The sequence below is a fragment of the Microbulbifer maximicatervae (SeqCode) genome (assembly GCF_056232625.1).
The window spans coordinates 3,232,393-3,255,098 of the sequence record NZ_CP174324.1 but is presented as its reverse complement, the minus strand read 5'-3'; the positions used below and the strand labels follow the sequence as shown (position 1 = coordinate 3,255,098).

35 protein-coding genes are annotated in these 22,706 nt (G+C 50.8%); 32 read left to right on the top strand and 3 right to left on the bottom strand.

The genetic code is table 11. The features are described 5' to 3' along the window. Window positions 1–53 precede the first annotated feature (53 nt). Entirely contained in the window at window positions 54–1,247 is a 1,194-nt protein-coding gene (gene tuf / locus ACJJI6_RS14230) for an elongation factor Tu (RefSeq protein ID WP_108731642.1), read from the top strand. A 151-nt stretch (window positions 1,248–1,398) separates the two neighbouring features. Next, window positions 1,399–2,412, top strand: a complete 1,014-nt coding sequence (locus tag ACJJI6_RS14225; RefSeq protein ID WP_475710940.1) for a hypothetical protein — start codon at window positions 1,399–1,401, stop codon at window positions 2,410–2,412. Window positions 2,413–3,995: 1,583 nt separating this feature from the next. Here ACJJI6_RS14225 and ACJJI6_RS14220 read toward each other — a convergent pair. Further along, window positions 3,996–4,472, bottom strand: coding sequence for an aminoacyl-tRNA deacylase (locus ACJJI6_RS14220; protein WP_445363124.1), 477 nt, complete (start codon window positions 4,470–4,472; stop codon window positions 3,996–3,998). A gap of 174 nt (window positions 4,473–4,646) precedes the next feature. Here ACJJI6_RS14220 and rpsJ point away from each other — a divergent pair, with 174 nt between their 5' ends. The 30 genes from rpsJ to ACJJI6_RS14070 all read left to right on the top strand — a co-directional run bounded on the left by rpsJ (window position 4,647) and on the right by ACJJI6_RS14070 (window position 19,856). Further along, window positions 4,647–4,958 carry a 30S ribosomal protein S10 gene (gene rpsJ / locus ACJJI6_RS14215; protein ID WP_010133849.1) on the top strand — a complete coding sequence of 104 codons (312 nt, stop codon included), beginning with the start codon at window positions 4,647–4,649 and terminating at the stop codon, window positions 4,956–4,958. Between the two features lie 110 nt (window positions 4,959–5,068). Beyond that, the gene (gene rplC, locus ACJJI6_RS14210; RefSeq protein WP_108731654.1) at window positions 5,069–5,704 is read left to right on the top strand and encodes a 50S ribosomal protein L3; all 636 of its coding nucleotides are present in this window, start codon (window positions 5,069–5,071) and stop codon (window positions 5,702–5,704) included. Between the two features lie 18 nt (window positions 5,705–5,722). Then, window positions 5,723–6,337 (top strand): 50S ribosomal protein L4, encoded by a 615-nt coding sequence (gene rplD / locus ACJJI6_RS14205; RefSeq protein WP_020411385.1) that lies wholly within the window; start codon window positions 5,723–5,725, stop codon window positions 6,335–6,337. Next, window positions 6,334–6,630: a 50S ribosomal protein L23 gene (rplW, locus tag ACJJI6_RS14200; protein WP_282934398.1), complete on the top strand. Its 297-nt coding sequence runs from the start codon at window positions 6,334–6,336 to the stop codon at window positions 6,628–6,630. The genes rplD and rplW overlap by 4 nt, the downstream gene beginning before the upstream one ends. 14 nt (window positions 6,631–6,644) lie before the next feature. Further along, window positions 6,645–7,469 carry a 50S ribosomal protein L2 gene (gene rplB / locus ACJJI6_RS14195; protein ID WP_108731657.1) on the top strand — a complete coding sequence of 275 codons (825 nt, stop codon included), beginning with the start codon at window positions 6,645–6,647 and terminating at the stop codon, window positions 7,467–7,469. Window positions 7,470–7,506: 37 nt separating this feature from the next. After that, entirely contained in the window at window positions 7,507–7,785 is a 279-nt protein-coding gene (gene rpsS / locus ACJJI6_RS14190; protein WP_069946924.1) for a 30S ribosomal protein S19, read from the top strand. 15 nt (window positions 7,786–7,800) lie between these two features. Continuing rightward, complete coding sequence (gene rplV, locus ACJJI6_RS14185; protein WP_282934397.1) at window positions 7,801–8,133, top strand: 50S ribosomal protein L22; 333 nt, start codon at window positions 7,801–7,803, stop codon at window positions 8,131–8,133. 19 nt (window positions 8,134–8,152) lie between these two features. Beyond that, the gene (gene rpsC / locus ACJJI6_RS14180; protein WP_282934396.1) at window positions 8,153–8,833 is read left to right on the top strand and encodes a 30S ribosomal protein S3; all 681 of its coding nucleotides are present in this window, start codon (window positions 8,153–8,155) and stop codon (window positions 8,831–8,833) included. A gap of 11 nt (window positions 8,834–8,844) precedes the next feature. Then, a complete protein-coding gene (gene rplP, locus ACJJI6_RS14175; protein ID WP_282934395.1) occupies window positions 8,845–9,258 on the top strand; it encodes a 50S ribosomal protein L16 in 414 nt (137 codons plus the stop codon). Then, entirely contained in the window at window positions 9,258–9,449 is a 192-nt protein-coding gene (gene rpmC, locus ACJJI6_RS14170; RefSeq protein WP_020411392.1) for a 50S ribosomal protein L29, read from the top strand. The genes rplP and rpmC overlap by 1 nt, the downstream gene beginning before the upstream one ends. Window positions 9,450–9,451: 2 nt before the next feature. Next, window positions 9,452–9,715, top strand: a complete 264-nt coding sequence (gene rpsQ / locus ACJJI6_RS14165; protein ID WP_108731660.1) for a 30S ribosomal protein S17 — start codon at window positions 9,452–9,454, stop codon at window positions 9,713–9,715. 46 nt (window positions 9,716–9,761) lie between these two features. Beyond that, a complete protein-coding gene (rplN, locus tag ACJJI6_RS14160; RefSeq protein ID WP_067151032.1) occupies window positions 9,762–10,130 on the top strand; it encodes a 50S ribosomal protein L14 in 369 nt (122 codons plus the stop codon). Between the two features lie 20 nt (window positions 10,131–10,150). Further along, the gene (rplX, locus tag ACJJI6_RS14155) at window positions 10,151–10,462 is read left to right on the top strand and encodes a 50S ribosomal protein L24 (RefSeq protein ID WP_108731661.1); all 312 of its coding nucleotides are present in this window, start codon (window positions 10,151–10,153) and stop codon (window positions 10,460–10,462) included. A gap of 31 nt (window positions 10,463–10,493) precedes the next feature. Beyond that, on the top strand, window positions 10,494–11,033 hold the full coding sequence (gene rplE, locus ACJJI6_RS14150) for a 50S ribosomal protein L5 (protein ID WP_020411396.1): 540 nt from the start codon (window positions 10,494–10,496) through the stop codon (window positions 11,031–11,033). A gap of 9 nt (window positions 11,034–11,042) precedes the next feature. Further along, on the top strand, window positions 11,043–11,348 hold the full coding sequence (gene rpsN / locus ACJJI6_RS14145; RefSeq protein ID WP_020411397.1) for a 30S ribosomal protein S14: 306 nt from the start codon (window positions 11,043–11,045) through the stop codon (window positions 11,346–11,348). A 40-nt stretch (window positions 11,349–11,388) separates the two neighbouring features. Then, on the top strand, window positions 11,389–11,781 hold the full coding sequence (gene rpsH / locus ACJJI6_RS14140; RefSeq protein ID WP_282934394.1) for a 30S ribosomal protein S8: 393 nt from the start codon (window positions 11,389–11,391) through the stop codon (window positions 11,779–11,781). Between the two features lie 12 nt (window positions 11,782–11,793). Next, window positions 11,794–12,327 carry a 50S ribosomal protein L6 gene (gene rplF, locus ACJJI6_RS14135; RefSeq protein ID WP_282934393.1) on the top strand — a complete coding sequence of 178 codons (534 nt, stop codon included), beginning with the start codon at window positions 11,794–11,796 and terminating at the stop codon, window positions 12,325–12,327. 13 nt (window positions 12,328–12,340) lie between these two features. Further along, window positions 12,341–12,691, top strand: coding sequence for a 50S ribosomal protein L18 (gene rplR, locus ACJJI6_RS14130; protein ID WP_282934392.1), 351 nt, complete (start codon window positions 12,341–12,343; stop codon window positions 12,689–12,691). Between the two features lie 10 nt (window positions 12,692–12,701). After that, on the top strand, window positions 12,702–13,208 hold the full coding sequence (gene rpsE, locus ACJJI6_RS14125; protein ID WP_282934391.1) for a 30S ribosomal protein S5: 507 nt from the start codon (window positions 12,702–12,704) through the stop codon (window positions 13,206–13,208). A 38-nt stretch (window positions 13,209–13,246) separates the two neighbouring features. Continuing rightward, window positions 13,247–13,432: a 50S ribosomal protein L30 gene (gene rpmD, locus ACJJI6_RS14120; RefSeq protein ID WP_020411402.1), complete on the top strand. Its 186-nt coding sequence runs from the start codon at window positions 13,247–13,249 to the stop codon at window positions 13,430–13,432. Window position 13,433: 1 nt separating this feature from the next. Beyond that, window positions 13,434–13,868 (top strand): 50S ribosomal protein L15, encoded by a 435-nt coding sequence (gene rplO / locus ACJJI6_RS14115; RefSeq protein ID WP_282934390.1) that lies wholly within the window; start codon window positions 13,434–13,436, stop codon window positions 13,866–13,868. Between the two features lie 11 nt (window positions 13,869–13,879). Then, window positions 13,880–15,226 (top strand): preprotein translocase subunit SecY, encoded by a 1,347-nt coding sequence (secY, locus tag ACJJI6_RS14110; protein WP_475710937.1) that lies wholly within the window; start codon window positions 13,880–13,882, stop codon window positions 15,224–15,226. 41 nt (window positions 15,227–15,267) lie between these two features. Next, the gene (rpmJ, locus tag ACJJI6_RS14105) at window positions 15,268–15,384 is read left to right on the top strand and encodes a 50S ribosomal protein L36 (protein ID WP_010133825.1); all 117 of its coding nucleotides are present in this window, start codon (window positions 15,268–15,270) and stop codon (window positions 15,382–15,384) included. Window positions 15,385–15,728: 344 nt separating this feature from the next. Continuing rightward, a complete protein-coding gene (rpsM, locus tag ACJJI6_RS14100; RefSeq protein WP_282934388.1) occupies window positions 15,729–16,085 on the top strand; it encodes a 30S ribosomal protein S13 in 357 nt (118 codons plus the stop codon). An 87-nt stretch (window positions 16,086–16,172) separates the two neighbouring features. Then, complete coding sequence (rpsK, locus tag ACJJI6_RS14095) at window positions 16,173–16,562, top strand: 30S ribosomal protein S11 (protein ID WP_020411406.1); 390 nt, start codon at window positions 16,173–16,175, stop codon at window positions 16,560–16,562. Window positions 16,563–16,577: 15 nt separating this feature from the next. Then, window positions 16,578–17,198: a 30S ribosomal protein S4 gene (gene rpsD, locus ACJJI6_RS14090; RefSeq protein ID WP_108731669.1), complete on the top strand. Its 621-nt coding sequence runs from the start codon at window positions 16,578–16,580 to the stop codon at window positions 17,196–17,198. 44 nt (window positions 17,199–17,242) lie between these two features. After that, window positions 17,243–18,247 carry a DNA-directed RNA polymerase subunit alpha gene (locus tag ACJJI6_RS14085; RefSeq protein ID WP_282934387.1) on the top strand — a complete coding sequence of 335 codons (1,005 nt, stop codon included), beginning with the start codon at window positions 17,243–17,245 and terminating at the stop codon, window positions 18,245–18,247. A 123-nt stretch (window positions 18,248–18,370) separates the two neighbouring features. Further along, complete coding sequence (gene rplQ, locus ACJJI6_RS14080) at window positions 18,371–18,757, top strand: 50S ribosomal protein L17 (RefSeq protein ID WP_108731671.1); 387 nt, start codon at window positions 18,371–18,373, stop codon at window positions 18,755–18,757. Between the two features lie 72 nt (window positions 18,758–18,829). Continuing rightward, on the top strand, window positions 18,830–19,087 hold the full coding sequence (locus ACJJI6_RS14075; RefSeq protein ID WP_445355122.1) for a YeaC family protein: 258 nt from the start codon (window positions 18,830–18,832) through the stop codon (window positions 19,085–19,087). Window positions 19,088–19,220: 133 nt separating this feature from the next. Beyond that, on the top strand, window positions 19,221–19,856 hold the full coding sequence (locus ACJJI6_RS14070; RefSeq protein WP_445355121.1) for a hypothetical protein: 636 nt from the start codon (window positions 19,221–19,223) through the stop codon (window positions 19,854–19,856). Window positions 19,857–19,912: 56 nt separating this feature from the next. On the opposite strand, the gene ACJJI6_RS14065 is transcribed toward ACJJI6_RS14070, so the two are convergent. Further along, the gene (locus ACJJI6_RS14065; RefSeq protein WP_445355120.1) at window positions 19,913–21,367 is read right to left on the bottom strand and encodes a pectin acetylesterase-family hydrolase; all 1,455 of its coding nucleotides are present in this window, start codon (window positions 21,365–21,367) and stop codon (window positions 19,913–19,915) included. Between the two features lie 360 nt (window positions 21,368–21,727). Beyond that, window positions 21,728–22,705, bottom strand: a complete 978-nt coding sequence (locus ACJJI6_RS14060) for a 5-oxoprolinase subunit C family protein (RefSeq protein WP_475710935.1) — start codon at window positions 22,703–22,705, stop codon at window positions 21,728–21,730. Between the last annotated feature and the right edge of the window lies 1 nt (window position 22,706).

Genomic DNA, 22,706 nt, shown 5'->3' with positions numbered 1-22,706 from the left:
GGGCCAACAGCTGGGGCCCCTTTGGCAAACTTTTAGCTAGAGGACATCTAAAGATGGCAAAAGAAAAGTTTGAACGTTCCAAGCCCCACGTGAACGTGGGCACCATCGGTCACGTTGACCACGGTAAAACCACCCTGACTGCTGCTCTGACCCGCGTATGTGCGGAAGTTTGGGGCGGTGACGCTGTTGCTTTCGACGGTATCGACAATGCACCGGAAGAGCGTGAGCGCGGTATCACCATCGCTACTTCTCACGTTGAGTACGAGTCCCCGACTCGCCACTACGCTCACGTAGATTGCCCGGGACACGCCGACTACGTAAAGAACATGATCACCGGTGCTGCTCAGATGGACGGCGCTATTCTGGTATGTTCCGCAGCTGACGGCCCCATGCCGCAGACTCGTGAGCACATCCTGCTTTCCCGTCAGGTAGGTGTACCTTACATCGTTGTATTCCTGAACAAAGCGGACATGGTAGACGACGAAGAGCTGCTCGAGCTGGTAGAAATGGAAGTTCGCGAACTTCTGGATCAGTACGAGTTCCCAGGTGACGACACTCCGATCATCGTTGGCTCCGCTCTGATGGCCCTGAACGGCGAAGACGACAACGAAATGGGTACTACCGCTGTTAAGAAGCTGGTAGAGACTCTGGATGAGTACATCCCTGAGCCAGAGCGCGCTGTAGATCAGCCGTTCCTGATGCCGATCGAAGACGTATTCTCTATCTCTGGCCGTGGTACTGTTGTAACTGGTCGTGTAGAGCGCGGTGTGATCAACACTGGCGACGAGATCGAAATCGTTGGTATCAAAGAAACCACCACTACTACCTGTACTGGTGTTGAAATGTTCCGCAAGCTGCTCGACGAAGGTCGTGCTGGTGAGAACATCGGCGCACTGCTGCGCGGCACCAAGCGTGACGAAGTAGAGCGTGGTCAGGTACTGGCTAAGCCGGGCTCCATCACTCCGCACACCAAGTTCGAAGCGGAAGTGTATGTACTGTCCAAGGACGAAGGTGGTCGTCACACCCCGTTCTTCAAAGGCTACCGTCCTCAGTTCTACTTCCGTACTACCGACGTAACTGGTGCGGTAGAGCTGCCGGAAGGTACTGAAATGGTAATGCCGGGCGACAACATTCAAATGGTTGTTACCCTGATCGCTCCGATCGCCATGGAAGACGGCCTGCGCTTCGCTATCCGCGAAGGTGGTCGTACCGTAGGTGCGGGCGTTGTTGCCAAGATCATCGAGTAATAGTTACTCCTGATCTATATAAAAAGCCGCAGCGGGTACGCTGCGGCTTTTTTTATGGGTGACTCTATATGTTTTGTTTTTTGGTGTCAGTTCCATTGGTTTATATATTATTTCTTTGACTTGATACTGTGTTAATTTTCAGGTGTTATTTATGGACCAGCTAAAGCAGTTTGAGATTGATGTAAAGTCGAAATTTCCGGTAGAAAACGGTTTTGTAGTTGGGGATGTGTACTGTAAATATTTCTTCTTCGATTATTCTCGTCCGCTAGTTATAGCATTCGCTAATGCTGCTTCATTAACATCAAATAATAATTTAAATAATGAAAACTATAGTCCCTGGGGGTTCAATTTTTTAAAAGGCTTGGATTGTAATGTTCTGGCCTTTTCATGTATTGAAGATGCGTCTTGGTATAGGGGGCATAAGTTACATGAATTTATTCAAGGGATATCAAACTTCCTATTGCCATTTTCGCTTCGTTTAGGATATGGCGGGAGTATGGGGGGATTCGCTGTCGGTGCGTTTGCTTCGGTGTTGAGGGTGGATCGCGTTTTATTGATTACCCCAATAACAACTTTAAGTGTCAGTATTGTGCCTAGTGAATCGGGGCATGGAAAAAGTCGATCACTTAATTGGAGTGGGGCTTACTCAGATGGTGCAGAATTTAACGTTGGTGGATATGTCGTATACGATAATTTATTGAGACGTGATGCCCTTCATGCTAGTCGATACAGAAACTTAAAACACTTACGAGTGCCAGGTTTGGGGCATGGATTGGCCCCTTGGTTACAGGCTATGGGCATGTTGAGAAAGCTCGTAAATGATTTTATCAGTGACAGTGTCGATGAACTTTGGTTTCGGAAGTGTGCTAGAAATAGACGGCTATTACCGCGATATTATAATGAATTATTACTGCGAAAAGATCTGCTGAGCCCGGGCAAAGTTGCAGTGTTAAAGAGGTATAGGCGAGCGGCCCTAGCATATCAGGGGGAGGATACCTTTGGTGATGATTTCATTGCGGCGCTGCGTGAGGCTGCGGTAAAAATTGAAAGTGAAAATTTGGAGCTTAGTTATAAGCTGCTTGCTGGGGCCAGTGTTTTGAGACCGGAGGGGCCATGGATTAAGAAGAAACTAAAGGAATACGAGGAAAAGCTGACAATAATTTAGTTTCTTTGTAAATGGCAGTTTTGGTAATTTTGTGATGGCTTGCGAAAGGTGTTGAGTTGACATTTGGTGGGCTGGGCTTCTGCGAATTGCTGAATTGTCTTTTGTTGGGTGTTCAAAAATAAAGGTAGTTTTACAGGGTTGTAGGGGTAGAGTTGCTGGTGAAGTATTACCGCCGGTCTTTTGCTTGTCGCAGTTTGATTGATATTCATTTTTGGAGTTGGATGAGTAAAATTCTCCTTTTTAGAAGGGTGATCCAAGTTGCCCCATTTTACACGTTTGCATACGCTACTATTATCTGAGTTTATGATGCCCACATATGATCTCATCAACAATTAAGTGCTGACACAGTACGGTTTCTTTCGGGGTAAAGAAGGTGTGCGGAGGCCCTTTCCGCAGTTTTTACTTTGATGGTATTCGATAGGTTACGATTGATAACTACTCGCCAAAAGATGGATAGGGCCCGCCGGAATATTAAGCTTTTGTATGTGGTAGCGAAGATGGTAATGTTGTGGCAGTTTCCTTCCCGCTTTATGTTGCTCCTGTAGTGCGCGTAATTAGCATGGTAATGGCGATGTCCATTTTTGTCTGGAACACTCTGTGTCACCTTCTTTCGAGTGCGCTGCGGGTTATCTTAGTTGGAGCAGGTGAGAATGCTCATTTATGGTTGTCCTGTTAGGTGGCGTATAAGCATCAATAATTTTGCCGAAGAAGTGTCAGCGGTTTCATATAAGAGTTGGCATGCTTACGACTGTTCCCTGCGATTCCGAAATTTAAACTTCCAAAAAATTCTTATGTTGTCATCGGCTGAGCATCCTGCTTAGTGTCGCTTCAGAAGCTGCAACGGTAGCCAGTATGATAATTGTACTACTCATGGGTAGGCTAATTTGGGACGTTGACACCCAGCTCGCGGTTGTACCTTTAAGTTGCCAGTCTTAAAAGGGGTTGAATGTTGGCAGGCATTGTTAGCGGGGTTATTCTCGGTGCTATAAAGGTGGCCGTAATTCTCTATTGATGCAGGGGTTGGGGCTGCTTAATTCAGGAAATCAGAGGCGGTAGGTAAGCTCAATGCTAAACTTCGTTGGGTTTGGAGTGGCTTTGCCGGAAGTTATTGAGCTAAAGTTTTTAGTATTTTTTGAAGCGCGAGTCATTTTGAGGTGTTTTTCCTGTCGTAGAGACCCTAGACCATATAGTAATGCTAGAAGGTTTGTTTCAGGATCTTGAAGGGTGTCAGTTGCAGCTCGTCGCTTTGGTTTATTTATAAGCGGGGGGTGATTGGGGTTTGACGAAAATGAGTTTAAGCGACTTGTAGGTCTTAGTTGGCAATAATTGTCTCCTTTGCGTAATGCTGGGTGTGTTTGGTAAGTCGACATCCTGCGTAGGTAGTTAATGGGATTTCCGCTTTTAGTGATGGGTACAGCCGCTGCTCTTTTTTGCCGCCCTTAGCGATTGGGAATTGGAAGTATTCCCGGTCAATATACGATCAGCATGTGTGTTTTTGCCTTTTGCCTGAACTGAAGGTTTGGTTGTGTTCTCTGAAGTTAACGGAGGCGGCTGGCCGTCCAGTCCCCGCCTCTTAATAAAGGTTACGGCCAGTCTTTGCCTAAATCACAGCTTCTGCTGCCCGCGAACAGCTTGGTGAATTGAGGGCCGCTCATCTCGACCAACTCTTCGTGGTCACCGGCCTCAAAGTAAATTGTTTCACAGTGTCCAAGACTGGTGTCTAGCAGGGTGGTAATGCCGTAAGCCTGGCCGAGGGCGGGCAGGGCGCCCAGTTCACAGTCTGGGAATATGGCGCCGAGTTCGGTTTCTGAGACCATTTGCAGTGAGTTTCGCCCGGTCTCATTGTGAAGCGAGCGCATGTCGAGGCTGCTACTGGCTGGGATCACAGCCATTACGTAACCCTCTATATCCTGAAGCAAAATCGCTTTTGCCACCTGATCCTCCCGCACGTGGGCGGCGCGGGCGCTTTCCCGGCTGGTGCGAGTGTGTGGGTGCTGAATCAGATGGTAATCGACCGATTGGTCATTTAAATATTGACTCAGTGTTGCTGCGATAGTCATTGTGGATACCTCGTTCCGCTTGGGGTATTCAATTGTAGTTTCAACAGATTGAAATTTGATCAGCCTGTACAGTTGACAGCCTGCTGCGCTCCCCGTAGAATTCGCGCTCCTTTTCGCCCGCCCTCGGGGCTGCGTAAGAGGACGTTCTTTAGTTAATAATTGGAGTTTGATTCCATGCAGGGTCAACGTATCCGTATTCGCCTGAAGGCCTTCGATCACAAGCTGATTGACGCGTCCACTCAGGAGATCGTAGAGACGGCTAAGCGCACTGGCGCACAAGTTCGCGGTCCTATCCCGCTGCCGACTCGCAAAGAGAAGTACACCGTACTGATTTCCCCGCACGTTAATAAAGACGCTCGCGATCAGTATGAGATCCGTACTCACAAGCGTTTGCTGGACATCGTTGAGCCTACCGAGAAAACCGTCGACGCGCTGATGAAGCTCGATCTGGCGGCCGGTGTTGAGGTCCAAATTAGTCTCGGCTAACACTTTTACTAACTACCGAATCCCGGGCGAAAACGGTCCGGGTAGTGTAACGCTCTGAAATTGGGCGGCCGCAGTGGGTTAAAGCCCCGTGCACTGAGAGGTTAAAAAAGATGACTATAGGTATTGTCGGCCGCAAGAGCGGCATGACTCGCATCTTCACTGAAGATGGCGTATCCATTCCGGTAACCGTTGTTGAGGTTGCTCCGAATCGCGTCACCCAAGTGAAAACTCAGGAAACTGACGGTTACAGCGCTGTTCAAGTAGCAGTAGGCAGCCGCAAAGCTTCCCGTGTCTCCAAGCCCGCAGCGGGCCACTTCGCCAAAGCCAATGTAGAGGCTGGCACAAATCTTTTCGAACTGCGCACTGACGGTTCCGAAGAGACTTTCGAAATCGGTTCTGAAATTACTGTTTCCAGCTTCGAAGCTGGCCAGATGATCGACGTAACCGGCACTTCCAAAGGTAAAGGCTTCCAGGGCGGCGTTAAGCGTTGGAATTTCCGCACCCAGGACGCAACCCACGGTAACTCCCTGTCTCACCGCGCACCCGGTTCTATCGGTCAATGTCAGACTCCTGGCCGCGTATGGAAAGGCAAGAAGATGGCCGGACATATGGGTGCTGAGCGCGTAACCGTGCAAAACCTGGAAGTGGTTCGTGTCGATGCCGAACGCAACCTGCTGTTGGTTAAAGGCGCTGTACCCGGTGCACCCGGTGGCAACGTTATCGTTCGTCCGGCAGTTAAAGCCTAAGTCTGAGGGGAAATAGATATGGAACTGAATATCGCTACTCCCGAAGGCGCTAAAGGCACAGTAGCTGTCTCTGAAGTGACTTTCGGACGTGAGTTCAACCAAGATCTGGTACACCAGGCAGTTGTGGCCTACATGGCCGGCGCTCGCCAGGGTACCAAGGCGCAGAAAAATCGTTCCGATGTTTCTGGTGGTGGTAAGAAGCCATGGCGCCAAAAAGGTACTGGCCGCGCACGTGCCGGTACTATCCGCAGCCCGCTGTGGCGTTCCGGTGGCGTAACTTTCGCCGCTGATCCACGCGATCACAGCGTTAAGCTGAACAAAAAAATGTACCGCGCTGCACTGCGTTGCATTCTGTCTGAGCTGGCTCGTCAGGAGCGCCTGGTAGTGGTTGAGTCCTTTGATGTGGACGCGCCCAAAACCAAGCAGCTGGTAAGCAAACTGGCTCAGTTTGACCTGTCCGATGCGCTGATCGTGACTGAAGAGGTTAGCGAAAACCTCTACCTGGCCGCACGCAACTTGCACAAGATCGACGTCCGCGATGTACAGGCGATCGATCCAGTAAGCCTGATTCGCTTTGATAAGGTCGTGGTTACCGTTTCTGCGCTCAAGAAAATTGAAGAGGTGCTGGGATGAACCAAGAGCGACTCTACAAAGTACTGCTGGGCCCGGTAATTTCCGAAAAAGCTGCTGGACTGGCGGATAGCGCCAATCAGGTAGTTTTCAAGGTTACCACCGACGCCGAAAAAGCTGAGATCAAGGCTGCGGTTGAGAAGCTGTTTAACGTTTCCGTTGAGCAGGTTCGCACCGTGAACGTAAAGGGCAAAACCAAGCGCACTCGCAATGGCATGGGCCAGCGCAGCGATTGGAAAAAAGCCTACGTTCGCCTGGCTGAGGGCAGCGACATCAATTTTGAAGCTGCTGAGTAAAGGGGACCGTTACAATGGCAATTGTAAAAACAAAACCGACCTCCGCCGGCCGTCGTCACCTGGTTAAGGTTGTTAACACCGACCTGCACAAGGGTGCTCCTTACGCTCCTCTGTTGGAGAGCAAGAGCAAAAGTGGTGGCCGTAACAACAATGGTCGTATCACTACCCGTCACATCGGTGGTGGCCACAAGCAGCACTACCGTGTAATCGACTTCAAGCGCAACAAAGACGGTATTCCGGCTAAAGTTGAGCGTCTGGAGTACGATCCCAACCGCAGCGCACACATCGCTCTGGTGTGTTACGCCGACGGCGAGCGTCGTTACATTATCGCACCGAAAGGCCTGAAAGCAGGTGCCACCATTCAGTCCGGCGATGCCGCACCGATTGTTGTGGGTAACACTCTGCCTCTGCGCAACGTTCCGGTAGGTTCTGTAATCCACGCGATCGAGCTGAAGCCAGGCAAAGGCGCTCAGCTGGCCCGTTCTGCTGGTGCCTCTGTGCAGCTGGTAGCTCGTGAAGGTCAGTATGCGACCATTCGTCTGCGTTCCGGCGAAATGCGCAAGGTTCTCGCTGAGTGCCGCGCAACCTTGGGTGAAGTGAGCAACTCCGAGCACAGCCTGCGCAAGCTGGGTAAAGCTGGTGCTGCACGCTGGCGTGGTGTTCGTCCTACCGTTCGCGGTGTGGCGATGAACCCGGTAGATCACCCGCACGGTGGTGGTGAAGGCCGTACCTCTGGTGGTCGTCATCCGGTTACTCCGTGGGGCGTTCCGACCAAGGGTAAGAAAACGCGCAAGAACAAGCGCACCGATAAGATGATAGTACGTCGTCGCGGCAAGTAAGCCGCGCGATGTCTGAGCAGCTAGAGAGGAATCGACAGTGCCACGCTCATTAAAGAAAGGTCCCTTTATTGATCTGCATTTGATCAAGAAGGTGGAGGCAGCGATTGCAGCAAACGATCGTCGGCCGATTAAAACCTGGTCCCGCCGTTCCATGATTATGCCGGAAATGGTTGGACTGACGATTGCCGTGCACAACGGTCGTCAACACGTGCCCGTTTTGGTTAACGAAGAAATGGTTGGCCATAAACTGGGCGAGTTCGCTGCTACCCGCACTTACCGCGGTCATGCTGCGGACAAGAAAGCGAAGAAGCGCTAAGCCGAGGTTATAAAGATGGAAGTAGCAGCAAAATTACGCGGCGCACGTCTATCGGCGCAAAAGGCGCGACTGGTAGCTGATCAGGTTCGCGGCAAAGGCGTTGAAGAGGCCCTGGATATACTGGCTTTCAGTACTAAAAAGGGTGCGGCGATCATTAAGAAAGTACTGGAGTCGGCCATTGCCAACGCTGAGCACAACGAAGGTGCTGACGTTGACGAGCTGAAGGTTTCCACAATTTTTGTGGACGAAGGTATGACCATGAAGCGCATTAAGCCGCGTGCTAAAGGTCGTGCTGATCGCATTCTTAAGCGTACTTGTCACATCACTGTGAAAGTGGCCGAGAAATAAGAGAGCAGGCGAGAAAACCATGGGACAAAAAGTACATCCTACCGGCATTCGTCTGGGTATCGTTAAAAAGCATACCTCTGTTTGGTATGCCGGCAGCGACGAGTACGCAGACAAGCTGTACACGGATCTGAAAGTTCGCGAATACATTCGCAAAAAACTGGCCCACGCTTCTGTGAGCCGTATCGAGATCGAACGTCCGGCAAACACTGCACGTGTGAAAATTCACACTGCACGTCCGGGCATCGTGATCGGTAAAAAAGGTGAAGACGTAGAACGTCTGCGCAAAGAAGTAAGCGCGCAGATGGGCGTACCTGTGCACATCGACATCGAAGAAGTGCGCAAGCCTGATATGGACGCGGCTCTGGTTGGCCAGAACGTTGCCCAGCAGCTGGAACGCCGTGTTATGTTCCGTCGCGCTATGAAGCGTGCCGTACAGAACGCTATGCGTCAGGGTGCCGAAGGTATCAAGATTCAAGTAAGTGGCCGTCTTGGCGGTGCAGAAATCGCGCGTACCGAATGGTATCGCGAAGGCCGTGTGCCCCTGCACACCCTGCGCGCCAACATCGACTACGCCAATGTTGAAGCGAAGACTACTTACGGCATCATCGGTATCAAGGTGTGGATCTTTAAAGGCGAGGTAATCGGTGACGAAGTGCCCGATGAGAAGCCGGTAAAGAGCCGCAAAAAAGCTGCTAAATAAGGGGTACGCAAATGCTGCAACCAAAGCGTACAAAATTCCGCAAGGTACAGAAGGGTCGCAACCGCGGTCTTGCTCAGCGCGGCTCTAAAGTGAGCTTTGGCGAGTTTGGCCTTAAGGCTACCGGTCGTGGTCGCATTACTGCGCGCCAGATCGAAGCGGCTCGTCGCGCAATGACTCGTCACATTAAACGTGGCGGTAAAATCTGGATTCGTGTGTTTCCAGACAAGCCAATTACCAATAAGCCCCTTGAAGTTCGAATGGGTAAAGGTAAAGGTGGCGTTGAATACTGGGTAGCTCAGATCCAGCCGGGCAAGGTCCTCTATGAGATGGAGGGTGTGTCCGAGGAGCTGGCTCGTGAGGCTTTCGCACTAGCTGCGGCCAAGCTGCCTGTAAAAACAACTTTCGTTAAGCGTTCGGTGATGTAATGAAGACTGCAGATCTACGCGAAAAGTCAGTTGAAGAGCTGAACCAGGAACTGCTGAACCAGCTCGAAGCTCAATTTAAGCTTCGTATGCAAAAATCCACCGGTCAACTGGCTCAGACTCATCTGCTGAAGCAGACTCGTCGCGACATTGCTCGCATAAAGACTGTGTTGACCGAGAAGGCAGGTAATTAATCATGGCTGAAGCAAAACTGAAGCGTACTCTGACCGGCAAGGTTGTGAGTGACAAGATGGATAAAACCATCACCGTTTTGATCGAGCGCCGTGTTAAGCACCCGATCTACGGCAAAATTGTAAACAAGTCCACAAAGCTCAAGGCACATGATGAGAACAATGATTGCAGCATCGGTGATGTTGTAACCATCGAGGAATCTCGTCCTCTGTCCAAGAGCAAATCTTGGGCTTTGCAGAAAATTGTAGAGCGTGCGGCGAAGGTATAACCCCTAGCGCATTGACTGCCGAATTGAAAGGTTTCGGAGAGAGACAATGATTCAAGCGGAATCCTACTTAGAAGTAGCTGACAACAGTGGGGCTCGCCGCGTCATGTGCATCAAGGTGCTGGGCGGCTCCCATCGTCGTTATGCCGGCGTGGGCGACATTATCAAGGTAACCGTTAAGGAAGCCATCCCCCGCGGTAAAGTGAAGAAAGGTCAGGTAATGAACGCCGTTGTGGTTCGCACCAAAAAAGGTGTGCGTCGCGCGGACGGTTCCCTGATTAAATTTGACGATAACGCAGCGGTGCTGCTGAACCAGCAACTGGCGCCGGTTGGCACCCGTATTTTTGGTCCGGTAACTCGCGAATTGCGCGGTGAGAAGTTCATGAAGATCATCTCCCTCGCTCCCGAAGTTATCTAGGCCTCGAGCGGAGAAGAGTTATGCGCAAGATCAAGCGTGACGACGAAGTGATCGTTATCGCCGGTCGTGACAAGGGCAAACGTGGTTCAGTACGTAAAGTACTGAACGACGGTCGTCTGATTGTCTCCGGCATACAGATGATCAAAAAGCACCAAAAGCCAAACCCACAGATGGGTATTGCAGGTGGCATCGTTGAGAAAGAAGCTGCTATCCAAGCTTCCAACGTAGCCATCTTCAACCCTAACACCCAGAAGGCTGACCGGGTGGGCTTTAAAGTACTGGAAGACGGCACTAAGATTCGCGTCTTCAAATCCAGCGGCGAAGCCATCTAAGGCTCTTGACGCAAAAGCAGGTTGGTAGATCATGGCAAAGCTTAAAGAGCTCTACACTAAGGACCTCGTGGCCAAGCTAAAAGAAGAGCTTGGTCTCGAGAATGTGATGGCAGTGCCGCGCATCACCAAGATCACCATCAACATGGGTGTTGGTGAAGCGATTGGTGATAAGAAGGTGCTGGAGCACGCTGTCAACGATATGACAGCAATTACTGGTCAAAAGCCCATCGTTACTAAAGCGCGCAAGTCTATTGCGGGCTTTAAGATTCGTGACGGTTGGCCGATCGGCTGCAAGGTAACTCTGCGCGGTGAGCGCATGTATGAGTTCCTGGAGCGTTTGGTTGACATCGCGATTCCGCGTATCCGCGACTTCCGTGGCATTAGCCCGAAGCAGTTCGACGGCCGCGGTAACTTCTCTATGGGCGTGACTGAGCAAATCATCTTCCCGGAAATTGACTACGACAAAGTAGACAAGCTCCGCGGTCTGGATATTTGTATTACCACTACAGCTGCAAACGACGATCAAGGTCGTGCGCTGCTGAAAGCGTTCAACTTCCCTTTCAAGGGTTAAGAGGATTCCATGGCGAAGAAATCCATGATTGCGCGCGAAAACAAGCGCGCTCGAACCGCAGCTAAGTACGCCGAGAAGCGTCAAGAGCTGAAGGCGATCATCGCCAGTTCCACTGCTTCCGAAGAGGAGCAGTGGGAGGCTCAACTCAAGCTGCAGAAAATGCCGCGCGATGCAAGCCCGGTACGTCAGCAACGCCGCTGTCGTATTACTGGTCGCCCCCACGCTGTATACCGCAAGTTCGGCCTGTGCCGTAACAAGCTTCGTGAAGCTGCGATGCGTGGTGATGTTCCTGGCCTCGTGAAGTCCAGCTGGTAATTACCAGCTGGTTTAAGGCAGATTTGAGGAGTCTCATAAGATGAGTATGCAAGATCCGTTGGCAGATATGCTGACTCGCATCCGCAACGCCCTGGCGCGCGGAAAGGCGGAAGTCACCCTGCCATCATCCAAACTGAAAGTAGCAGTGGCCAAAGTCCTGAAAGACGAAGGTTACGTTACTGATTTAAACGTAAGCGAAGGCGCTAAGCCGGAACTGACCATTGCTCTGAAATACTTCCAGGGCAAGCCGGTTATTGCCGAGCTCAATCGCGTTTCCCGTCCGGGCCTGCGCGCTTACACTGGTAAAAAAGCTCTGCCTACCGTACGTGGTGGCCTGGGTGTCGCGATCGTTTCCACCTCTAATGGTGTGATGACTGACCGCGCTGCACGTCAGGCTGGTATCGGTGGCGAAGTGCTTTGCACCGTATTCTAAGCGGGGGTTGCAATGTCTCGAGTAGCAAATAGTCCGGTAGTTATCCCCGCAGGTGTAACCGTAGACCTGAAAGGTCAAAATATCGCTGTTAAAGGCGGTAGCGGTAACCTGGATATGGTTATTCACGGTGATGTAGAAGTGAGCGAGGCCGAAAGCCAGCTGACTTTTGCCGCGCGCAATAACTCCAAGCAGGCCAGAGCCTTGGCGGGTACCACCCGTGCTTTGGTCAATAACATGGTGATAGGCGTAAGCAAGGGCTTCGAGAAGAAGCTGCAGTTGCTGGGTGTTGGTTATCGTGCGAAAGCAGCCGGTAAAGCGGTTAACCTGACCCTGGGCTTCTCCCATCCGATCGATTATCAGTTGCCGGAAGGCGTGACTGCGGAAACTCCATCCCAGACTGAAATCGTACTGAAGAGCAGCAATAAACAGCTGCTGGGCCAAGTGGCCGCTGAGATCCGCTCGTTCCGTCCGCCGGAGCCCTACAAAGGTAAGGGTGTCCGTTATGCCGACGAGCGCGTGTATCGCAAAGAGGCCAAGAAGAAGTAAGTAGGGCATAGATATGAACGTTAAGAAAGCATCTCGCTTGCGTCGTGCACGTCGTGCCCGCGCCAAGATCCGTGAGCTGGGCGCCGTTCGCCTCACCGTGAACCGCACCCCGCGCCACATTTACGCACAGATCCTGTCTGCCGAAGGCAGCGCGGTATTGGCTTCCGCCTCTACCCTGGACAAGGACCTGCGCTCTGGTAAAACTGGCAACGCTGACGCTGCTGCCGCAGTTGGCAAACTGATCGCTGAGCGCGCGAAAGCCGCTGGCGTTGAACAAGTTGCCTTCGATCGTAGCGGCTTCAGATACCATGGCCGTGTTAAGGCTCTGGCTGACGCTGCCCGCGAAGCCGGTCTGAAATTCTAAGGGTTGAGTTATGGCTAGAGAGAAAGACAAAAGCAACGACGAAGGCCTGCAGGAGAAGCTGGTCCAGGTCAACCGCGTTGCCAAGACTGTTAAAGGTGGTCGTATCTTCGCCTTTACCGCACTGACCGTAGTTGGTGATGGCAATGGCCGTGTTGGCTTTGGTCGTGGCAAGGCACGTGAAGTGCCTGTAGCGATTCAAAAGGCGATGGAATCTGCACGCCGCAACATGATCCAGGTAGACCTGAATGGTGACACCATCCAGTACGCTACCAATGGTCGCCACGGCGGTTCCAAGATTTACATGCAGCCCGCTTCCCAGGGTACCGGTGTAATTGCCGGCGGTGCTATGCGCTCCGTTCTGGAAATGGCTGGTGTACACAACGTATTGGCTAAGTGTTACGGCTCCACCAACCCGGTGAACGTAGTACGTGCAACTTTCAAAGCTCTGGAGCAAATGCAGAGCCCGGAAGATGTAGCTGCCAAGCGCGGTAAATCTGTCGAAGAGATTCTGGGCTAATTACAGCTCGGATTTAAGGTTATTGGTGGGTTAAGACCATGGCTAAGAAGACCATAAAAGTGACCCAGACCAAAAGCATCAACGGACGCCTGAAAAGTCATCAGGCGTGCGTTGCGGGTCTGGGCCTGCGCCGCATCGGCCACACAGTGGAAGTGGAGGATACTCCCTCCGTGCGCGGTATGATCAACAAAGTAAACTACCTGGTTAAGGTTGAGGGGGAATAACATGCGTTTGAACGACTTGTCTCCAGCACCAGGCCACAAGCACAGCGCCAAGCGCGTTGGTCGCGGTATTGGTAGCGGAATTGGTAAGACTGGTGGCCGCGGCCACAAAGGTCAGAAAGCGCGTTCCGGCGGCAGTGTTCGTCCGGGCTTCGAAGGCGGTCAGATGCCTTTGCAGAAGCGTCTTCCTAAGTACGGTTTCACCGCTCGTGTTTCTCGCTTTACCGCAGAAGTACGTCTGGCTGAGCTGGCGAAGGTAGAAAATGACGTAATCGATTTGGCAGCGCTTAAGAATGCCGATATTATCGGCAGCCATATTAAACGCGCCAAAGTGTTCCTCTCAGGTGAGCTGACCAAAGCTGTTACCGTTAAGGGTCTGGGAGTTACCAAAGGTGCAAAGGCAGCGATTGAAGCTGCTGGCGGTAAAATAGAAGACTAATCGAGGCGCCAATGGCACGACCAGGATCCGGTGGAAATCCCCTGGGCAACAGCAAGGGATTGGGCGAGCTTTGGGCTCGCCTTCGTTTTCTGTTTCTAGCGATTCTTGTTTATCGACTGGGGACACATATTCCGGTGCCCGGCATTGATCCGGAAAAGCTGTCAAACCTGTTTAACCAGAACCAGGGAACCATCCTTGGCCTGTTTAACATGTTTTCAGGCGGCGCCCTGGAAAGGATGAGTATTCTGGCGCTGGGCATCATGCCCTACATCTCCGCGTCCATCATCATGCAGTTGATGAGCGCGGTGACTCCCTCTCTGGAAGCGTTGAAGAAGGAAGGGGAGGCCGGAAGACGTAAGATCAACCAGTACACCCGCTATCTGACGGTAATACTGGCCCTGATTCAGGGGATCGGTATGACTTTCGGCCTGGCAGGGCAGAACCTGGCTTACTCATCTGAGCCCGCGTTTGGTTTTTACTTTGTGGCGGTAACGTCACTGGTGACTGGTGCTGTATTTATGATGTGGCTCGGTGAGCAGATCACTGAGCGCGGTGTTGGCAACGGCATTTCCATGCTGATTTTTGCCGGTATCGTCGCCGGTTTACCCGGTGCCATCGGCCAGGCATTTGAACAGGCGAGACAGGGTGAGCTGCACATACTCATGCTGTTGATGATTGGCGTCATCGCTCTTGCTGTAGTGTTCTTTGTGGTTGTTATGGAACGCGGCCAGCGTCGCATTACGATCAACCACGCCAGACGCCAAGCGGGACGTTACTCTGCAGCTCCAGCTGCACAGGCGAGCCACTTGCCGCTGAAGGTAAACATGGCCGGTGTAATTCCGGTAATCTTTGCCAGCAGTATCCTGTTGTTCCCGGCCACACTGGCACAGTGGTTTGGTCAGGGCGGGGAAGGTCTCGGTGCAGAGGTCCTGCAGTGGATGGCGTTGCAGCTTGGACCAGGGCAACCGCTGAACATTATTCTGTTCGCACTGTTGATTGGTTTCTTCTGTTTCTTCTACACGGCGTTGATGTTCAACCCGAATGAAGTTGCGGATAACCTGAAAAAGTCCGGTGCTTATGTGCCAGGTATTCGCCCTGGAGAGCAGACGGCCCGCTATATCGATAGCGTGCTGACTCGCCTCACTCTGGTGGGTGCTGTATACATCGCACTGGTATCCCTGCTGCCGCAGTTCCTGGTGGTTGGGTTTAACGTTCCCTTCTATCTGGGGGGTACCTCACTGCTGATCGTTGTAGTCGTAGTGATGGACTTTATGGCACAGGTACAATCGCATCTGCTGTCGCACCAGTACGAGGGTTTGATGAAAAAATCTAACCTGCAAAGCTACGGTCGTCGCTAGGGCGTCGCCTGCTCGCAGTTTGATTGAATTGAGGTAAGGTCATGAAAGTACGCGCTTCTGTAAAAAAGATCTGCCGTAACTGCAAAATCGTGCGTCGCAAGGGTGTTCTGCGGGTAATCTGCAGCGCTGAGCCACGTCACAAGCAGCGTCAAGGCTAAGAAGGGGCCAGCCCCTTGCGGAGAGCGCCCTCAGGGCGCCTCTGTAAAAGCTGGAAAAATTCGCTACTCGATACAGCCCCGTATCGAATGGCAACACCCCGGGAAGTTTTTTGGGGTGGGAAGTTAGCAACAGCAAACTTCCAACTGGGGGCGTTGACTGTCGTCTTCATCCGCTTCGGGGGACCGATGCGGACGTTGGCTATTGCAAATTAGTGTCTGAAAAGCTATTCTTGCGCGCCTTTTTGGTGGCGCCGCCGGTTTTTTAGTCGCTGTCAGCGCCGAAATCAAAGTAGAGTCACATACTTAATATAAAGCAGTGACTCCAATACGTGGAGTACGCCTCTATGGCACGTATTGCTGGTGTCAATGTACCAGACCACAAGCACGCCGTAATCTCCCTGACCCACATTTATGGGGTTGGTCGCACTACGGCTAAGTCTATTTTGGCAGCGGTTGGTATCGCTGAATCCACCAAAATCCGCGAACTGTCTGAAGAGCAGATCGAAACCATCCGTGGTGAAGTTGCAAAACTGACCGTGGAAGGCGACCTGCGCCGTGAAATATCCATGAACATCAAGCGTTTGATGGACCTGGGTTGTTATCGCGGTCTGCGTCACCGTCGCAGCTTGCCGCTGCGTGGTCAGCGCACCAAGACCAATGCTCGCACCCGTAAGGGTCCGCGCAAGCCGATTCGCAAGTAAGCCTTAACTAAGGCGCGAAATCGCGGTTCAAGATGCCCCGTCCGGCTAATCGCCTAGGGGATTTGATACAGGATTTAGGATACTGGTATGGCTAAGCCAAAAACTACTGTTCGCAAAAAGGTCAAAAAGACCGTTGTCGACGGTATTGCCCACATCCACGCATCGTTCAACAACACGATCGTGACGATCACTGATCGCCAGGGTAATACCCTCAGCTGGGCCACCGCAGGTGGATCTGGCTTCCGTGGCTCGCGTAAGAGCACCCCGTTTGCAGCCCAGGTTGCCGCTGAGCGCGCAGGTACTGCAGCTCAGGAATACGGCCTGAAAAACCTCGACGTGGAAGTTAAGGGCCCTGGCCCCGGTCGCGAATCTGCCGTTCGTGCACTGAACAACTGCGGCTACAAGATCACCAACATCACCGACGTGACGCCTATCCCGCATAACGGATGTCGTCCACCTAAAAAGCGTCGCGTGTAAGAGGGGGCTGACAAAATGGCACGTTATATTGGACCAAAATGTAAACTGTCCCGTCGTGAAGGGACTGACCTGCAGCTGAAGAGTGGTGTTCGTCCGCACGACTCCAAGTGTCGCGCAGAATCCAAACCCGGTCAGCACGGCGCTGGTCGCGGTCGTCTGTCCGACTACGGTATTCAGCTGCGTGAAAAGCAAAAAGTTCGTCGTATCTACGGCGTACTGGAAAAGCAGTTCCGTAACTACTATAAGGAAGCAGCACGTCTGAAGGGCGCTACAGGTGAAAACCTGCTGCAACTTCTCGAGCAGCGTCTGGACAACGTGGTTTACCGCATGGGCTTCGGCTCAACTCGCTCTGAAGCGCGTCAGCTGGTTTCCCACAAAGCGATTCTTGTAAACGGCACTACCGTTAACATCCCTTCTTTCCAGGTTAAAGAAGGCGACGTTATCGCTGTACGTGAGAAAGCCAAGAAGCAGCTGCGTATCCAGAATTCCGTTTCCCTCGCTGCCCAGCGTGGCGATGTCGAGTGGGTAGACGTAAACGCGAGCAAACTGGAAGGCACTTTCAAGCGCACTCCGGATCGTGTCGATCTGCCGGCAGAGATCAACGAAAACCTTATCGTGGAACTGTACTCCAAGTAACAATAAGTCCACTTTAAGGAATGCAACTGTAAACAGGTATGGCTATGCAGACTGCTGTCAACGAGTTTTTGACACCGCGTCGTATTGACGTCACCGAGTACAATCCGAATCACGCCAAAGTGATTTTGGAGCCCCTGGAGCGTGGCTTTGGCCACACTCTTGGCAATGCGCTGCGTCGCATCCTGCTGTCCTCCATGCCGGGCTGTGCCGTCACCGAGGTGGAAATCGAAGGTGTCGAGCACGAGTACAGCGCGATCGAAGGTGTGCAGGAAGATGTAATTGAAATCCTGCTCAACCTGAAAGAAATCGCCGTTGTTATGCACGGTAAGGATCAGGCGGTATTGAGCCTGAGCAAAAAGGGCCCAGGTGCGGTGACTGCCGGAGATATCCAGGTAGATCACGACATCGAGATCGTTAATCCTGAGCACGTGATCGCCAATATTACTGGTGATGTCGAGCTCAACCTACGTCTCACTGTAGCGCGCGGCCGTGGCTACCAGCCCGCCGATGCTCGTCGTGGCGAGGAAGAGGAAAGCCGTGCAATTGGCCGTCTGCAGCTGGATGCTTCATACAGCCCAGTGCGTCGCGTTTCCTACAGCGTGGAAAGCGCGCGTGTAGAACAGCGCACTGACCTGGATAAGCTGGTTCTGGATCTGGAGACCAACGGTACCCTGGACCCGGAAGAGGCTATTCGTCGCGCCGCCACTATTCTGCAGCAACAGCTCGCAGTATTTGTGGACCTGGAAGGCGAGAAGGATGCACAACCGAAGGCTGAAGAGCCTGAAGTTGATCCGGTACTACTGCGCCCGGTAGACGACCTGGAGTTGACTGTACGTTCGGCGAACTGTCTGAAGGCAGAGAATATTTACTACATCGGTGATCTGATTCAGCGCACTGAAGTAGAACTGCTGAAGACGCCGAATCTTGGTAAGAAGTCTCTGACTGAAATCAAGGACGTACTGGCTTCCCGTGGTTTGTCCCTGGGTATGCGCCTGGAAAACTGGCCGCCGGCCAGCCTGAAAGGCGACAGCAAGTTAAGCCCCCTGTAAGCATTTGGTAGTCGCGACGGTGTCGTGATTAGTAGAAAGAACCCGAGCGGTGCTACAGCTTAGCGCGACACCGCTCCAGAACGACCTGCTGTGACAGCAACTTAGGTCGTAAGGAATTGAGTCATGCGTCATCGCTATAGTGGCCGTAAATTCAGCCGCACGAGCGCTCACCGCAAGGCCATGTTCAAGAACATGAGCGCCTCTCTGGTGGAGCACGAACTGATCAAAACCACACTGGCCAAAGCCAAAGAACTGCGCCGCGTTGCCGAGCCGCTGATCACTCTGGCTAAGAAAGACAGTGTTGCTAACCGCCGTCTGGCTTTCGCTCGTATCCGTGATAAGGATGCTGTGCGTAAGCTGTTCGACGAGCTGGGTCCTCGTTACGAAGCCCGTCCTGGTGGTTACATCCGTATCATGAAGTGTGGTTTCCGCGCTGGTGATAAGGCGCCGATGGCATACGTTGAGCTGGTAGACCGTCCTCAAGTAGAAGACGAAGCTGCTGAAGCTTAAGCGTTATTAGCCATAGCGCTACGGAAGGCCGGTCTTTGACCGGCCTTTTTTTTGCCATAAGGAGATTTTTGTATGTCTTTTGAGCAACTGTTAAAGAGTTTGAATCCCGAGATTGTGGGCAGCTTAAAGCGGGCCATTGAACTTGGAAAATGGCCTAGTGGTGTTGCGCTATCCCCTGAGCAACGCAGCCTCTGCGCAGAAGCGGTTTCCAATTGGGAGTCCGCAAACCTTCCGCGGGAGCAACAGGTAGGCTATGTGGCGCCGAAGACCAAGGATGAGCCCTGTGTAGGAAAAAAAGACGATGAGCAAGCTGTTAACTGGGTTGGCTAGCTAATCAGTCTGTAAGATATTGGCACTTTATTCATTGGTGAGGGCGTTATTTTCTTTCATGCTCTCCCAATTCTCTGCTTAGATAGTTACCGACAGACAAATACATAATTTCTAATTTGCTCGGTAACTAATTATGAAAAAGCTGATTTTGCTTGCCGGAGCAGTAACGCTCGCCGTTGTAGGGGTTGATCACTACGATATTGATGTGCGCTCAAGTGTGGCCAAGGTGCGCCAGATGATAGAGCCGCTAAAAGATGATAGTGAATTAGTAAAGAATATTTCTGACAGCATACCCTGGTCCCAGCTGGAACATGGGGAGGTCGAAGAGTTATTAAATCATCCTCGGGTTCAGGCTTATCTGGACCGTGAGAATGTTAAGCAGGCGCTCAAGGACTACTTTGCAGACCTGGGCAGTCTCTCTGGTGAAGAGGCCTGGGATGCAATTGAAAAAATAGAGCGGGAATCGCGTATTACAGGCTATGAAGCGCTTTCAATGAAGTTGGCCTGGCTGGAAAAAAATAGCCTTAACCAGGCAGAGTTCACCCAAAGAGCTGAAGAGCTATTTAATATTTATCGGGATAAAGCGCAAACGGTGATCAGGGATTACGACCCTCATGTCGAGGTTCCGGGCTTTTCCACCTATAAGGATCTTGAGCGCTCGATCGTTGAGGAAGTTCAGCAGATGACGTCCTTTCCCGATGGTATGAGTAGACATGAATACTTACGTAAACGCCTTCAGGACGCCCGTGAGGCGGTATATGGCAGTTAGGCTTTCTATCATTCAGCGCTGCCAGCTAGTTACCGGCAGCGCTGGGGACATTTTAATTACATAAACAAGCCGATCAGATCATAGAACCAGTTACTATTGTCCTCATAATCTGAAACCTCATCGGTTTCGTATGCCCGAATCATTCCTCCACCGTTATGATTGACGATGTTGTCGAGGAAATCTTTTAATTCAAGCCCGTGCTCGGCAATCTCACCATAGTTTAAATCGATAATGGTTGTGCAGTGGCTCTCGTTCAAGTTGCGGAACATCGGGAAGTAATAGCCCCAGTTACTAGTTTGATCCAGCAGTGGAATCAAATTTTCATGGGTATCTTTCTGCCAGCGCTGTCGCAATTTATTTAAACGGGAGTCTGCATTGGGATCATTATAAATATCCTCATAAAATCTCTCGTAGGAGTACGATGAAAAATTCCCGTCAGCAAGAAAGTGCGTAATACCCAATCGATCTGAAGGGAATTTATTGGAAAGCGCAGCATAAAGTGAGGCTAGCTGATTGGCTTCGAATCCCGGTGTTATGGCTTTTAACATAGTGATGGGGTTTTCCGAGCTTTCATCGCTATCGGCGGTATAGGTAGTCCAAGAGCGCAGCACTTCTTTATGTAGCGGTAATGAGGGATATTGGGTGCTGTCACTCCCGTCTAAAGGTGCCTGATAGAGAGGGCCTGAATCATCGAGGAGATAGCCATAATCGACATTCATATCCTCGCGCAATTTTGAATAATTAAACAGGGCACCAATACTGCCTGCACTACAACCTGCAGCGAGCATCTGCTTCGGTTTTTGCAAATTATTTTTCACCCAGGAAGTAACTGCCTGAACGTTGCGTAATCCATTGTGGTGCCAGATAAGGTCGGGGTTCTCGCCAGTAGTGTCCTCGTATATTTCAGTTTTATCGCCTACGTAGATATCCCCAGTGCAGTATGGCACGTAAACCATATTCCACTCGCCAGTTTTATACTGGTCGTAGGGATGATGTGTATAAATCAAAGGGGATACGCCAGCGGTAGTAAGATTCTCGAAATTTGTAAAATCTAACAAGTGCACATTGCTTAGGTAATCATCGGGAATGCCATTGGGGTTGCGAGCCCCGCGAATACCAGCTTGTCCTGAGCAGCTTTCATAGTCCCAGCATGCCCCACCACCCTCGAAATAGAAAATGGTGTTACTGGTATCTGGAACACGGTGAACAAAGAACTTATAGGGTGATCCATTCCCACACATGGCACCTGTACTGGTAGGTACATCAATTTTTTGCCAGGTGTTGTAGTCGCCAGGATCAAAATCATCATTAAAACTGGGATCGTCCATAGTTAGTGGATACATCCCCTCAGCTTGCTGCGAGGTGACTGGCGCATCGGCATTGGGTGGATCAAACAAATGCTTTAGGGTAGTCCAGAAGTTGTAATCACCCGGTTCTGCATTTGCATGCGCTGTGATAAGTAGAGAACTCGCTAAGAGTATTGAAATAAAACCACGGAGAATTTTTATCATTATTAATCCCCTTAAGGTATTGTGTGTTTTCTCTTTGGAGTGTGCTTTGTTGATCCTGCAATAATTGTTTGGAGGTTATTTGCTCCCTATAGATAATCAACTTGCACGCTAGTCCAAATCGCTGTTTGGGTAAAACCCAATGAGGTTAGTTAATAATGATGTTTTGGTCTAGAAAGATATGAGGGGAAACTTGCCGGTCACAGAATTTCTGTAATATTTTTTCTTTTTTTGTCCAAAAATATTCCATTTAAATTTTTAATAAAATTATTTTGTCTATTTTGGCGTAATTTTTATTCTCTACTTTATGCTGTTATTTTTGAGCATTAAATAGTTCTGTATCTGATAATGTTTATGCTTGTATTAAAGGGATAGTGCCTCCCTATGATTAAGATTCAGGCTCTGTTGGAGTTTTTTAATTAGGTCTTGTTTCTTTTTGAAAATTTCACGCGATTCTTCAATGCTTATTTCTTGAAATGTGATTTTGTTTTTTGGGGCCAGCTGGCCCAGGCGATGAAGTTCCGATTTTATAATATGGCCTATTCGGGGGTACCCGCCAATAGTCTGTCCCTCAATAAAGGAAATAATAGGATTGGCATCGGGTGGTACTTGAATACTGCCGGGATAGAGTCCTGCTGATGATAGTTGTGTCTTTCCGTTTGTAATTTTATGAATTGTAGAATTGTTTTTAGTGGATAGACAAATGCCCATACGATTGCTTTGGGTAGAAACCAGATAGGTTGAGCCGTAAAAGTGTTCAATAAATTTCTTGGAAAATAAATTGCTCTCTGGTCCAGCCACTAGCCGTAGCTTTGAATTATGTGAGTAGTGAAGGTGAAACCTTTTATTTAGTACAGATTCTTTTGCGGTGTGGACTTCTTTAAAGTGGATGACTTCGTTAGATGTGATCGGTTTGCCACTATTTGCGCCAAATTTACTTATAACGTGAGTTGCAGAGCTACCTAAGATATTGGGTGCGTCTATCTTGGCAGAAATCGCAAGGTAGGTTCTTGCACCGGAAATAGCTTGAGCTATATCCAAAATATCACCAGGCTTAACCCTATAGGTTCGGAAATTATCAATTGACTCGTTATTTAAGGAGCCTCTGAATTGGCCTCCGGCTATAGCGATAGTGAGATTGCAGAGGAATTCGATTCTAGGACCGAGCAGGGTGATCTCAAAGGTTGGGTGCCCTAAGGGGTTTCCTAATAACAGGTTGGCTATTTTCATCGATAGTGGGTCGGCAGCACCTCCCCATGGAATTCCACAGTGCATCATGCCTGGACGACCCAGGTCCTGAATACTTGTCTGTAGCCCTGCTCGAAGAAAGTGAATTCCCATA